A 13545-nucleotide genomic window follows, 5' to 3' on the forward strand; every position below is an offset into this window, starting at 1 on the left:
GACGCCGTACATTATAAAAGCCTAAGAAGGATGAGTGCATGAGTCAGGACAAGATCGATATCAAAGATGTGACTCCTAAAACCTATAATCCCAAAACCCATAAAGGAAACGGGGATCGGTTCAACCCAAGTAATCGCATCTATGTACGCGAAAGCAAAGGGACTTACCAGAAACTGCGTCGTTACGGTGGTTGGTTCTTACTGCTTCTCTTCGCTTTGATACCGTGGATTCCTTACGGTGAACGTCAAGCGATCTTGCTTGATATTGGCAACCAGCAGTTCAACTTTTTCGGTACCACCCTGTACCCACAAGATCTTACCCTACTCGCCTTGCTGTTTGTGATCGCGGCGTTTGGGTTGTTCTTTATTACCACCTTCTTGGGTCGGGTTTGGTGTGGCTATCTCTGCCCACAAACCGTCTGGACCTTCATGTATATCTGGTTTGAAGAGAAGCTGGAAGGTAGTGCCAATAAACGCCGCAAACAAGACTCCAATAAGCTGACGGCGAATTTAGCGATGCGTAAAACCGTCAAACATATAGCTTGGTTTGCCATTGCACTCGCCACTGGTTTTACTTTTGTTGGCTACTTCGTGCCAATGAAGCAATTGGTTATCGACTTTTTCACCTTTAACGCCAACTTCTGGCCCGTCTTTTGGGTAATGTTCTTTGCCATTTGTACTTATGGTAATGCTGGTTGGATGCGTTCCATCATGTGTATTCACATGTGTCCTTACGCGCGCTTCCAGTCTGCCATGTTTGATAAAGACACCTTCATCGTTGGCTACGATGCAAAACGTGGGGAAAAACGTGGCCCACGTCCGCGTAAAGCCGATCCAAAGCAGCTTGGTTTGGGTGATTGTATTGATTGTGATTTGTGTGTGCAGGTGTGCCCAACAGGTATCGATATTCGTGACGGCTTGCAGTATGAATGTATCAACTGTGGCGCCTGTATTGATGCGTGTGACAACACCATGGATCGCATGGGCTACGAGAAAGGCCTAATTAGTTACACCACCGAACATCGCTTATCGGGTAAGAGTACCAAAGTCATGCGTCCGAAGCTGCTAGGCTATGGTGCCGTACTACTCGTCATGGTCGGTCTTTTCTTTGCCCAAATTGCAGCGGTAGACCCAGCCGGCATGAGTGTTATTCGCGACCGTAACCAACTGTTCCGCGTTAATAGCTCGGGAGAAGTAGAAAACACCTACACCCTCAAAGTGATCAACAAAACTCAGCAAGTGCAAGAGTACTCGTTGGATGTTGAAGGGCTATCCGATGTAAGCTGGTATGGTAAGCAGACAATTCAGGTCCAGCCAGGTGAGGTATTAAACCTGCCAATGAGTCTTGGTGCCGATCCTGACAAGCTAAACTCTGCGATTACGACAATTCAGTTTATACTCACCGATAAGAGCAACGAATTCACCATTGAAGTAGAAAGCCGTTTTATTAAAAAACTATAGTGCTACTTCAGTGACTAACGGAAAAAGGCTCAGTAATGAGCCTTTTTGTTTATATGTCCCAAAGTATGTTTAACTTTGACGCCCTTACCCCAGACTTTATGTGGTACGCGTTAGAAAGCATCGGCGTTCGCGCAGAATCAGGCTTTCTTCCCCTCAATAGCTACGAAAACCGTGTTTATCAATTTACTGACGAAGAGCGTCGTCGTTATGTCGTCAAGTTTTACCGTCCTGAACGTTGGAGCAATGAACAGATCCAAGAGGAGCACGACTTTACTTTAGAGCTGATTGGCAATGAGATACCCGTCGCACCACCTGTGCGCATCAACGGTGAAACCCTGCATCACTATCAAGGCTATGCTTTTGCGCTGTTTGATAGCGTGGGTGGTCGCCAATACGAGGTTGACAATTTAGATCAGCTCGAAGGTGTAGGGCGTTTCCTTGGCCGCATCCATAAAGTCGGCAGCCGCCAAGCGTTCCAACATCGCCCTACGATCGGCTTACAAGAATACCTGTATCAACCAAGAGAGATTCTGCAAAACGCCAATATGATTCCAATGCACTTGGAGAACAGCTTCTTCAATGACTTGGATATGCTGATCAAATCAATTGAAAGCCACTGGCAAGAAGGCTTCAATATGATTCGTTTGCATGGCGATTGCCACCCAGGCAATATTTTGTGGCGAGATGGCCCTATGTTTGTTGATTTGGATGACGCTCGTAACGGCCCTGCAGTACAAGACTTATGGATGCTATTGAACGGTGAACGCCAAGACAAACTGATGCAGTTGGATATTGTTTTAGAGGCTTACCAAGAGTTTTGCGACTTTAATCCTGCAGAATTGAAACTAATCGAGCCACTTCGCGGTCTACGAATGGTGCACTATATGGCATGGCTAGCAAAACGTTGGCATGACCCTGCATTTCCTCTCGCTTTTCCATGGTTTAATGAGCCAAAATACTGGGAAGGTCAGGTCCTTGCATTTAAAGAGCAGATCGCCGCTTTAGAAGAAGCACCGCTGTCTTTAATGCCTCAGTGGTAAGTCAGGCCAAAAATTCAAAAATGGAGATATTTCGATGAAAAAACTGTTCGCACTGTTTTCTATGCTGATGTTAAGCCTGTCGGCACATGCAGCGCAATTCAAAGAAGGTGAACATTACAAAGTATTGGATCTTGAGGCATCAAAAAAACCTCTTGTGACGGAGTTTTTCTCTTTCTACTGCCCGCACTGTAATAGCTTTGAACCTGTTATCCAGCAACTGAAAAAGCAGTTACCAGAAGGTACTAAGCTATTAAAAAACCACGTTTCTTTCATGGGTGGCAACATGGGCCCATCAATGAGCAAAGCCTACGCAACGATGGTTGCATTAAAAGTGGAAGACAAAATGGTGCCAGTGATGTTTAACCGCATCCACAATCTAAAGAAAGCACCACGTAATGATGAAGAACTTCGTCAAATCTTCCTTGATGAAGGTGTAGATGCGAAAAAATTCGATTCTGCATTCAAAGGCTTCGCGGTTGATTCAATGGTTCGCCGTATGGACAAGCAATTTGAAAACAGCGGTCTAACCGGCGTTCCTGCGGTTATCGTTAACAACAAATACCTAGTTCAAGCACAAAGCATCAAAACGATGGATGAGTACTTCTCTCTGGTGAACTACTTGCTGACACTAAAATAAGCACATCGATATCAATCAAAAGGGGAGCACGTCGCTCCCCTTTTGTTTACTTGTAAATCTCTTGTAGTAACCGATCTTTTTCTTGCCACACATCACTCAGCCATTGTTGAAATTGCCGCTTATAGGGCTTATCGTTGAAGTAATCACCAAGCACTCTTTCATCAACGGGTAACACATTTACACGCACAACCACCTTGCTCATGCGGCCCATCAATAAATCCTTGAACGGTTTATGCGTATTTTCTGGGTACGCCAACGTAACGTCGATAATGCTCTCGAACTGTTCCCCCATCGCCGCTAACGTGTACGCAATCCCGCCCGATTTTGGTTGCAGCAAATATTGATAGTTTGCTTTACTCTTACGCTGCTTTTCTTCGGTAAATCGGGTTCCTTCGACATAGTTAACCACTGTGGTTGGAGTGTGTTTGAATTTAGCGCACGAGCGACGTGTCGTTTCTAAATCTTGACCTCGCTTATGAGGATTGCGGATCAGATACTCTCGCGAATAGCGACGCATAAATGGCATGTCGAGCGCCCAACACGCCATCCCGATGAAAGGCACATACAGCAGTTGTTGCTTGAGGAAAAACTTCGGCATGGGAATACGGTCTTTAAACACGCAGCAAAGCACAACAATATCTGTCCAACTGAGATGATTACTGATCAGCAGATACCACCCGTCTTTTTTAAGCGCTTCACCGCCCTGAACATCCCACTCAACACGGTTAGATACCGCCAGAATGCACGCATTAACGGTAGCCCATAACCACATCACCTTATTGGCACAAACGGTCGCTATCGCTTTTAGCTTTACGCCAGGAAGCAATATTTTAAATACTGCGATAACACAAATTGCGAGTGAACAAACCGCAGAATTGAGAATCACAAAAGAAGCGTTAAAAAAAAATAACAAATATGCCAACATGATAGTCAAACAACAGTGATAATGTGTGAAGAATAAAACAGCGTGTAATTATACTGCGCCTTTGCCACATTGGAACATGCGTGGAAATGGTCAGATTTGTTACCGCAACCAATATGTGCACCACTCATTCGACAACAAGGAGATAACGAATGAAACCAAGGCTACTTCTCTTGCCTTTGGCCTTTGTCGTCAGTTCTGCTCAGGCTCAACTCGCTGAAACCGCAGGTTTTGGCGGTGAAATTTCGCTGAATGCCGGATTCATATCATCAGAATCCAATTTCAATACAGAAAATAGTAACACCATCGATTCTCTCGATAAGCGTGCCGATAGTGACAGTTCCGTTATCGCTGCACCGCTAGGGAGTGTGACATACACCTTTGGTAGCCGACTCAACCACCAAGTTTACGCCGGTACCACACGCTCAGATGTCGCGGTAGGTACACTCGCTTTTCAGTTGGGCTATCAACACGAGCTACAATCTGGCACCGTGCTCGATGTTTCCTATCTGCCGACGGTACTCAAAGGCGAAACTTGGCGCAACCCTTATCAAGTAGGAACCGCACGTAAAGAGACGGATGTTGACGGCAATGCGTATCGCTTTCAGATCAAAGGGTTGATTGATAAGAACTTCAACCTTGATCTTGCTTATGCTGATAAAGACATCGAGCAGGAGGAAGTGACAGACCGCTCACTTGCTCGCGATGCTAACCTTTACTATGTCAAAGGCGACTATCGCATTCCACTCAACCAAACATCTATGTTGCAACCCGCTTTCACCTACATCAATCAAGATGCCGACGGTAAGGCGGAGTCATTTGATTCGTACGGATTTGACATTAGCTGGTTTAAATTTATCAACCGTCATCGATTGGCCCTCACCGCGGGTTATGCATGGAAAGACTATCAAGCAGCTAGCCAAACTTTTGCTAAAACACGAAATGACGACACCATCAGCCTATTTGCGGCCTACGAATATCAAAACGTATTTGACTGGCAAGACTGGTCGTTCATTTCTTTAGCCGGCTATAGCCAAACTGACTCGAATATCACGTTTTATGAGGAGAAAGAGTACCTATTGTCGCTTGGTCTCAACTACACCTTCTAACGCCCTTCATCGCAACAAGGTGCTTACAACACTTGTTGCGATGACACTTTGCTGTCTATACCGCTTGCGCCGTAAGCTGTTTCAGCAAACGGTCCATCGCTCGATACCCAAGTGCCTCGGCCAAGTGCGTTCGTTCAATTTGCTCCGCCCCATCCAGATCGGCGATTGTTCGCGCCACTTTGATAATACGATGATACGCACGAATCGAGAGTCCTAAACGGTGCAAAGCGGTTTCAAGAAACTCAGCATCACTCTTATGCAAGGGACAAAACGCCTCAATTTCTCGACTACCTAGCAGTGCATTGACCTTACCACTGCGGTTTAGCATATTGTTACGCGCATGGCTCACACGCGCTTTTACGATAGCAGTCGGCTCACCGCGATCACCACCTTCTGCTAATGTCCCTTTGGGCAAAGCTGGGATTTCTAAAGACATATCAAAGCGATCTAACAGTGGTCCAGATAATCGACCAAGGTAGCGCAAAATAGCTTGTGGATTGGTGCGCGCTTGATTGCCTTCGTAATATCCTGTCGGGCTTGGGTTCAAGGCTCCTACTAATTGGAAGCGAGCCGGAAAGCGTGTTTTACCTTGCGCTCGAGAGATAATGATCTCGCCAGATTCGAGCGGTTCGCGTAACGAGTCTAGAACTTTACGATCAAATTCGGGCATTTCATCGAGAAACAATAACCCGTTGTGGGCTAAAGAGATCTCCCCTGGTCTGGGTACCGAGCCACCGCCGACTAATGCCGCCATTGAACTTGAATGATGCGGAGAACGAAACGGACGCGACTTCCAGTTATGCTCATTAATTTCACTCTGAGTCAACGATGCCACCGAAGCGGTTTCCATTGCTTCTTCGTCACTCATTTCCGGTAATAAGTCACACAAACGCGAAGCCAACATCGTTTTTCCAGTACCTGGCGGGCCAAGGAAAAGTAAGTTGTGGTTTCCAGCGGCAGCAATCTCCAGTGCTCGCTTACCTTGTTGTTGGCCAATAATATCTTGTAAGTCTCGACCATGTTTTTCGATCGTTTTTCGCTTAGGCGTTTGAAAAAGATTCAGTCGATGTTGACCACAAAGCTCGGCACATACTTCCAGTAATGATTGGGCCGATTTATGTTGTTCCTTCCCCACTAGCGCCGCCTGATCGCCATTCACATGTGGGACGACCAAATGACGTTGAATCTTACTGGCTTCCAGCGCAGCAGGCAGCACACCTTTTACAGGTCTTAGACCACCAGATAGCGCCAACTCACCAACAAATTCGTAGTTTTTGAGCTTATCTGTCGCGATTTGATCCGAAGCGGCCAAAATTCCCAATGCAATAGGAAGATCAAAACGTCCTCCCTCCTTGGGTAGATCTGCCGGAGCCAAGTTCACGGTGATCCGCTTAGCAGGAAATTGAAAGTTAGAATTAATGATCGCACTGCGTACGCGATCTTTGGACTCTTTTACCGTTGTCTCTGGCAAGCCTACTAAGGTAAACCCTGGCATGCCGTTGCTGATATGAACTTCTACACTAACCGATGGCGCTTGCACCCCGACGCTTGCTCGACTATGAATGATTGCCAGCCCCATACGTTCCTCAATTTTTTGAACACTCTGTAAACAAATGTTTTATCTAGTTGGTTATGTTATATACCGCGTCCCAATTGAGAGTTAATGTGAAAAAAGAATGACTTTTTGCTTGTCATGCAGCGGAATTGTGTGATACCACTAATGACGCAAACAATTTCGTAGAACATTACACAACATTTTTTAACGAAAAAAGAACGACAGACAGATGAACCTTTTCGCTCATATCAACGCACTGCTAGCCCTGATTATCGTGGTCATTATTGGCACCGCGCGGGGTATTGTGGGCGAAAGGTAACCACAAATTACAAAAAACCCCCGCACTGAAAAGTCCGGGGGTTTTTTTACAACTACAAGTTGTCATCTGTCTAACCCTCGGACAGTTTAACGGGAAGAATGGGAGTGCACATGAAGTGCAATAAATATGGCAATCGCTACGAGCCACAACGTAGCAAAGGAGGTTTACGATGACTGGTGCACAACTTGTCGTAGCCGCTTTAAGACAGCAAGGCATCGAAACCGTTTTTGGCTACCCCGGCGGGGCCATCATGCCAATCTATGATGCTTTGTATGACGGTGGGGTGGAACACATCCTATGCCGTCACGAGCAAGGGGCCGCTATGGCAGCTATCGGGATGGCTCGTTCCACTCAAGACGTTGCTGTGTGCATGGCAACTTCCGGCCCAGGAGCCACTAACCTTGTTACCGGCCTTGCCGACGCTTTCCTTGACTCCGTACCTCTAGTTGCCATCACAGGCCAGGTTGCTAGCTCTCATATCGGTACCGATGCATTCCAAGAAATGGATGTGATCGGAATGTCCCTAGCCTGTACTAAGCACAGCTATCTCGTGACTGAAATTGAAGATCTAGCTCCGACACTTGCCGAAGCCTTTGAGGTCGCAAAAACCGGTCGTCCGGGTCCTGTCATTGTCGATATCGCCAAAGACGTTCAACTCGCTCAAGCACCTACAGACCTTCTTCCTCCATACATAGCACCAGCAATCGAAGATGTCAGCGCTGAAGATATCAAACGTGCGCAAGATGTGCTGGCAGCATCTACTCGCCCAGTGTTGTATGTTGGTGGTGGCGTGCAACTTGCGAAAGCAACCGATGCAGTACGCGAATTTCTTCGCTTAAACCCAATGCCTGCAGTTAGCACATTAAAAGGCCTCGGTACCATTGAACGCCATGATCCTCACTATCTTGGTATGTTGGGTATGCACGGCACCAAAGCCGCTAACCTAGTGGTTCAAGAAGCCGATCTATTGATCGTGGTTGGCGCGCGCTTTGATGACCGTGTGACGGGTAAGCTCGACACGTTTGCACCAAATGCGAAAGTGATTCATATCGACATTGATGCTGCGGAGATTCATAAACTGCGCCACGCCAACGCACCATTACGTGGCGACATCAACACCATTCTTCCTCAGCTAGAGCTGACTCAAGATATCTCACCGTGGGTTCATCACAGTGAAAGTCTGCGCAGCGGCTTTAAGTGGCGTTACGACCACCCGGGCGAGTTAATCTACGCACCGCTATTGCTTAAACAGCTGTCTGACATGATGCCAGATAGCTCAATTGTCTCGACCGACGTCGGTCAGCACCAGATGTGGGCAGCGCAACATATCCAGCCACGCGAACCACAAAATTTCATCACTTCTGCTGGCCTTGGCACCATGGGCTTTGGCTTGCCAGCGGCGATGGGTGCTGCAGTCGCACGTCCTGATGATCAGTCTATCCTTATTACAGGTGACGGTTCATTTATGATGAACGTTCAGGAATTGGGCACGCTGAAGCGTCGTCAGATTCCAGTGAAGATTGTCCTTCTTAATAACCAACGTCTTGGCATGGTTCGCCAATGGCAGTCATTGTTCTTTGACGGTCGCCACAGTGAAACCATTCTTGATGACAACCCAGATTTCGTGATGTTAGCAAAAGCGTTCGATATCCCGGGCAAAACCATCACCAAGAAAGAAGAAGTCGAACCTGCTCTCAAAGAGATGCTAGCGAGTGAAACTTCTTACATGCTTCACGTTTTGATTGATGAAGAAGAAAACGTGTGGCCATTGGTGCCACCTGGCGCATCAAACAGTGATATGTTGGAAAATACATAGGAGACAATCGCATGGACAGATATTTACTCGACATCAAAGCCGATGACAAACCGGTACTGTTGGAGCGCGTTCTACGTGTGATTCGTCACCGAGGCTTCGTGATCAAACAAGTCGCTGCTACGCAAAACCACGAAAGCAAAGTAGCCAGCGTCGAGATCATCGTCGACAGCGATCGACCAATCTCGTTTTTGATCAATCAAATAGAGAAGTTGTGGGACGTTCGTAAGGTTGAGGTGCTAAAAATCCGCAACGATGAACTGCCAAATCACAACTTACAACAACACGTAAGTGCATAAGGAAGGCAACAAATGGCAACGAAAACTGCAGATTTCATTTGGTTTAATGGTGAGATGGTTCCATGGGCAGAGGCGAACGTTCACGTTCTGACTCACGCAATGCACTATGGTACATCCGTGTTTGAAGGCGTGCGCTGTTACAACACACCAAAAGGCCCAATTGTCTTCCGTCACCGTGAGCATGCACAACGTCTAAAAGATTCTGCCAAGATTTACCGCTTTCCGATCCCTTTCTCTGTAGAAGAAATCATGGAAGCGACCCGCGAAACGCTGCGCCAAAACAAACTCGACAGCGCTTACATTCGTCCATTGGGTTTTGTCGGTAATGTTGGCTTAGGCGTATGCCCACCAGTTGGCACTGAGATGGATCTAATCATTGCAGCATTTCCTTGGGGCTCTTACTTAGGCGAAGAAGCGCTAGAAAAAGGTGTCGACGCGATGATTTCAAGCTGGAACCGCGCTGCGCCAAACACCATCCCAACTGCGGCTAAAGCAGGCGGTAACTACCTATCTTCACTACTGGTTGGTGGTGAAGCCCGTCGTCACGGTTACGACGAAGGTATTGCGCTAAGCGTAGATGGTTACCTATCAGAAGGGGCTGGTGAAAACATCTTCGTTATCAAAGATGGCGTAATCACCACACCACCAGCAACTAGCGCGATTCTACCGGGCATCACTCGTGACTCGATCATGACAATTGCACGCGATAAAGGCTACGAAGTACGTGAAGCGAACATTGCTCGTGAAGCCCTTTACCTTGCCGATGAAGTCTTCATGACAGGTACTGCGGCTGAGATTGTACCAGTGGCAACCATCGACAAGATTGAAGTGGGCACTGGTAAGCGCGGCCCTATCACTAAAGAACTACAAGCAGCCTACTTTGGCCTATTTGACGGCACCACGGAAGATAAGTGGGGCTGGTTAGACTATGTGTACCCAGAACAGAAGTAAGAAGGATTAGGAAATGCCAAAATATAGATCAGCTACCACCACACATGGTCGTAACATGGCGGGTGCACGAGCACTGTGGCGTGCAACGGGTGTGAAAGAAGAAGACTTCGGTAAACCAATCATCGCCGTTGTAAACTCGTTTACTCAATTTGTTCCGGGTCACGTACACCTGAAAGACATGGGCCAGCTTGTAGCGCGTGAAATCGAAAAAGCCGGCGGCATCGCAAAAGAATTCAACACCATCGCGGTTGATGATGGTATCGCAATGGGTCACGGCGGCATGCTGTACTCACTGCCTTCACGCGAACTTATCGCAGACTCTGTGGAGTACATGGTCAACGCGCACTGTGCCGATGCCATGGTATGTATCTCTAACTGTGACAAAATCACTCCGGGAATGTTGATGGCATCTATGCGTCTCAACATCCCGGTTATCTTTGTTTCTGGTGGTCCAATGGAAGCGGGTAAAACCAAGCTTTCTGATCAGATCATCAAACTAGACCTTGTAGATGCGATGATCCAAGGCGCGGATCCAAAAGTGTCTGATGAGCAAAGCGAGCAGATCGAACGCAGCGCATGTCCAACGTGTGGATCGTGTTCAGGCATGTTCACTGCAAACTCGATGAACTGTCTAACAGAAGCCCTGGGTCTTTCTCAGCCGGGCAACGGTTCTATGCTGGCAACGCACGCTGACCGTGAACAACTGTTCCTTAATGCAGGCCGTCGTATCGTTGAACTGACTCGTCGTTACTACGAGCAAGATGACGAATCAGCACTGCCGCGCAACATCGCTACGTTTGATGCGTTCGAAAACGCAATGGCATTGGACATCGCAATGGGCGGTTCAACCAACACCATTCTGCACCTACTTGCCGCGGCGCAAGAAGGTGAAGTGGATTTCGATATGGAAGATATCGATCGCCTATCACGTCAAGTACCACACCTATGTAAAGTGGCACCATCTACCCAGAAATATCACATGGAAGACGTACACCGCGCTGGTGGCGTCATGGCAATTCTTGGTGAGTTAGATCGTGCAGGTCTTCTACACAATGATGCGCGCACCGTGCTTGGCCTTTCGATGAAAGAGCAGCTGGCGAAATACGACATCATCCAAACTGAAGACGAAGAAGTACTTAAGTTCTACCGCGCAGGTCCTGCGGGAATTCGTACTACTCAAGCGTTCTCACAAGATTGCCGCTGGGATCGCCTTGATGACGACCGTGCGGAAGGCTGTATTCGTACTATCGATCATGCCTTTAGCCAAGAAGGTGGCCTAGCCGTTCTATCAGGCAACATCGCATTAGATGGTTGTATCGTTAAGACTGCTGGTGTGGATGAGAGCATTCATAAATTCACTGGCCCAGCCGTAGTTTTCGAAAGCCAAGAAGACGCCGTAGAAGGCATCTTAGGCGGCAAAGTAAAAGCTGGCGACGTGGTTGTTATCCGTTACGAAGGCCCTAAAGGTGGTCCGGGCATGCAAGAAATGCTTTACCCAACCACTTATCTAAAATCGATGGGCCTTGGCAAAGAGTGTGCACTTCTGACTGACGGCCGTTTCTCTGGCGGCACATCAGGTCTTTCTATCGGCCACGCCTCTCCTGAAGCAGCAAACGGCGGTGCAATTGGCCTGGTAAAAGAAGGCGATATGATTGCAATTGATATTCCAAACCGTTCAATTTCACTCCAAGTGTCTGAACAAGAACTTGCTGAGCGCCGTGCAAAACAAGACGAACTAGGCTGGAAACCAGTTGACCGCCAACGTGAAGTTTCATTTGCACTCAAAGCGTACGCGAGTATGGCAACCAGTGCTGACAAGGGTGCAGTACGAGACAAGTCGAAGCTAGAGGGCTAGCAATGATGGAAGCTCAACCCGAAAAACAAGTGAACCAAACTGGCGCAGATTATCTGCGCCAAATCCTTCGCGCACCTGTTTATGAAGTAGCAACAGTGACGCCACTGCAAGAAATGCCTCGTTTATCTGCACGTATCGGGAATAACGTGCAGATCAAGCGTGAAGATCGCCAACCCGTACACTCGTTCAAATTGCGCGGTGCATACAACATGGTGGCGAGTTTATCTGAAGCACAAAAAGCCGCTGGTGTCATTGCAGCATCGGCAGGTAACCACGCTCAAGGCATGGCGCTCTCTGGTACTAAGCTAGGCATCAAAACCACCATCGTGATGCCTAAAACCACACCAGACATCAAAGTCGATGCGGTACGTGGCTTCGGTGGCAATGTAGTGCTGCACGGCAGCAACTTCGATGAGGCAAAAGCGGAAGCGGAACGCCTTTCTGATCTGCATGGGTACACATTTGTCCCTCCTTTCGATCACCCACTGGTGATTGCAGGTCAAGGCACCATAGGCATGGAAATGCTGCAGCAAAATGGTCACCTTGATTACATTTTCGTCCCTGTCGGTGGTGGCGGTTTGGCTGCGGGTGTTGCGGTACTTGTGAAGCAGCTCATGCCAGAAATCAAAGTGATTGCAGTTGAGCCAGAAGATTCGTCATGCCTCAAAGCTGCTTTGGATGCTGGTGAGCCAGTAGTACTAGACCAAGTCAGCATGTTTGCCGATGGCGTCGCTGTAAAACGCATTGGCGAAGAGACTTTCCGTCTATGCCAAAAGTACATTGATGGCCATATTGCCGTCTCTAGCGATGAAATCTGCGCAGCAGTAAAAGACATCTTTGAAGACACCCGTGCGATTGCAGAGCCTTCTGGCGCGCTTGCTCTGGCGGGTTTGAAGAAGTTTGCTGAGCAAAACAAACTGCAAGGTAAGAATTTAGGTACTGTGCTGTCTGGTGCCAACACTAACTTCCATGGCTTACGTTATGTTTCTGAGCGTTGCGAGCTTGGTGAGAAACGTGAAGGTTTGCTTGCCGTCACCATTCCTGAGCGTCAAGGTGCCTTCTTTGAGTTCTGTAACCTCATTGGCGGCCGCGCCGTAACGGAGTTTAACTACCGCTACAACGATGACGCATTGGCAAATATCTTTGTCGGTGTGCGTTTGCAAGGCGGTCAGGAAGAGCTAGAACATATCATTCACGACTTACGTGATGGTGGCTACCCAGTGGTTGATTTGTCTGATGATGAAATGGCGAAGCTGCACGTGCGCTACATGATTGGTGGTAAGCCGTCTAAGCCGCTTAAAGAGCGCCTCTACAGCTTTGAATTCCCAGAATATCCGGGAGCGCTACTCAAGTTCTTAAGCACACTCGGTACTCATTGGAATATCAGCTTGTTCAACTACCGTAACCACGGCGCTGACTACGGACGTGTTTTATGTGGTTTCGAGTTAGATGAAAGCGATTTAGCTCAGTTTTCTGCACATTTACGTGAACTTGGCTATCAATGCAAAGACGAGACAGACAACCCATCGTATAAGTTTTTCTTGTCATAAAACGCCACATTTTAAACATATCAATGAAAACACCT

The 13545-nt window shown here is 47.7% G+C and carries 11 protein-coding genes; 9 read left to right on the forward strand and 2 right to left on the reverse strand.

What is annotated here, in order from left to right; translation table 11 throughout:
• Window positions 1-38: 38 nt before the first annotated feature.
• Genes ccoG through R8N46_RS20070 form a run of 3 tightly spaced genes read left to right on the forward strand, consistent with a single transcriptional unit; the run spans window position 39 to window position 3137 of the window.
• Window positions 39-1460 carry a cytochrome c oxidase accessory protein CcoG gene (gene ccoG, locus R8N46_RS20060; RefSeq protein WP_033906581.1) on the forward strand — a complete coding sequence of 474 codons (1422 nt, stop codon included), beginning with the start codon at window positions 39-41 and terminating at the stop codon, window positions 1458-1460.
• A gap of 53 nt (window positions 1461-1513) precedes the next feature.
• A complete protein-coding gene (locus R8N46_RS20065; RefSeq protein ID WP_005379037.1) occupies window positions 1514-2500 on the forward strand; it encodes a serine/threonine protein kinase in 987 nt (328 codons plus the stop codon).
• Between the two features lie 34 nt (window positions 2501-2534).
• A complete protein-coding gene (locus tag R8N46_RS20070; RefSeq protein WP_005379036.1) occupies window positions 2535-3137 on the forward strand; it encodes a thiol:disulfide interchange protein DsbA/DsbL in 603 nt (200 codons plus the stop codon).
• Between the two features lie 46 nt (window positions 3138-3183).
• On the opposite strand, the gene R8N46_RS20075 is transcribed toward R8N46_RS20070, so the two are convergent.
• A complete protein-coding gene (locus R8N46_RS20075; RefSeq protein WP_017821568.1) occupies window positions 3184-4062 on the reverse strand; it encodes an acyltransferase in 879 nt (292 codons plus the stop codon).
• Window positions 4063-4211: 149 nt separating this feature from the next.
• Here R8N46_RS20075 and R8N46_RS20080 point away from each other — a divergent pair, with 149 nt between their 5' ends.
• A complete protein-coding gene (locus R8N46_RS20080) occupies window positions 4212-5168 on the forward strand; it encodes a DUF2860 domain-containing protein (RefSeq protein ID WP_005379034.1) in 957 nt (318 codons plus the stop codon).
• Window positions 5169-5223: 55 nt separating this feature from the next.
• On the opposite strand, the gene R8N46_RS20085 is transcribed toward R8N46_RS20080, so the two are convergent.
• Window positions 5224-6747 carry a YifB family Mg chelatase-like AAA ATPase gene (locus R8N46_RS20085; RefSeq protein ID WP_115386379.1) on the reverse strand — a complete coding sequence of 508 codons (1524 nt, stop codon included), beginning with the start codon at window positions 6745-6747 and terminating at the stop codon, window positions 5224-5226.
• Between the two features lie 464 nt (window positions 6748-7211).
• On the opposite strand from R8N46_RS20085, the gene ilvG reads away from it, so the two are divergent.
• Genes ilvG through ilvA form a run of 5 tightly spaced genes read left to right on the forward strand, consistent with a single transcriptional unit; the run spans window position 7212 to window position 13510 of the window.
• Window positions 7212-8858: an acetolactate synthase 2 catalytic subunit gene (gene ilvG, locus R8N46_RS20090; RefSeq protein ID WP_005378960.1), complete on the forward strand. Its 1647-nt coding sequence runs from the start codon at window positions 7212-7214 to the stop codon at window positions 8856-8858.
• Between the two features lie 11 nt (window positions 8859-8869).
• Window positions 8870-9154 (forward strand): acetolactate synthase 2 small subunit, encoded by a 285-nt coding sequence (ilvM, locus tag R8N46_RS20095; protein WP_005378958.1) that lies wholly within the window; start codon window positions 8870-8872, stop codon window positions 9152-9154.
• Window positions 9155-9166: 12 nt separating this feature from the next.
• Window positions 9167-10105, forward strand: a complete 939-nt coding sequence (gene ilvE, locus R8N46_RS20100) for a branched-chain-amino-acid transaminase (RefSeq protein WP_005378953.1) — start codon at window positions 9167-9169, stop codon at window positions 10103-10105.
• A gap of 13 nt (window positions 10106-10118) precedes the next feature.
• Complete coding sequence (gene ilvD / locus R8N46_RS20105) at window positions 10119-11960, forward strand: dihydroxy-acid dehydratase (RefSeq protein WP_005383859.1); 1842 nt, start codon at window positions 10119-10121, stop codon at window positions 11958-11960.
• 2 nt (window positions 11961-11962) lie between these two features.
• Window positions 11963-13510 (forward strand): threonine ammonia-lyase, biosynthetic, encoded by a 1548-nt coding sequence (gene ilvA, locus R8N46_RS20110; RefSeq protein WP_017635600.1) that lies wholly within the window; start codon window positions 11963-11965, stop codon window positions 13508-13510.
• Window positions 13511-13545 lie beyond the last annotated feature (35 nt).

This window comes from Vibrio sp. 1874 (assembly GCF_033344395.1).
Taxonomy (GTDB): Bacteria; Pseudomonadota; Gammaproteobacteria; order Enterobacterales; family Vibrionaceae; genus Vibrio; species Vibrio alginolyticus.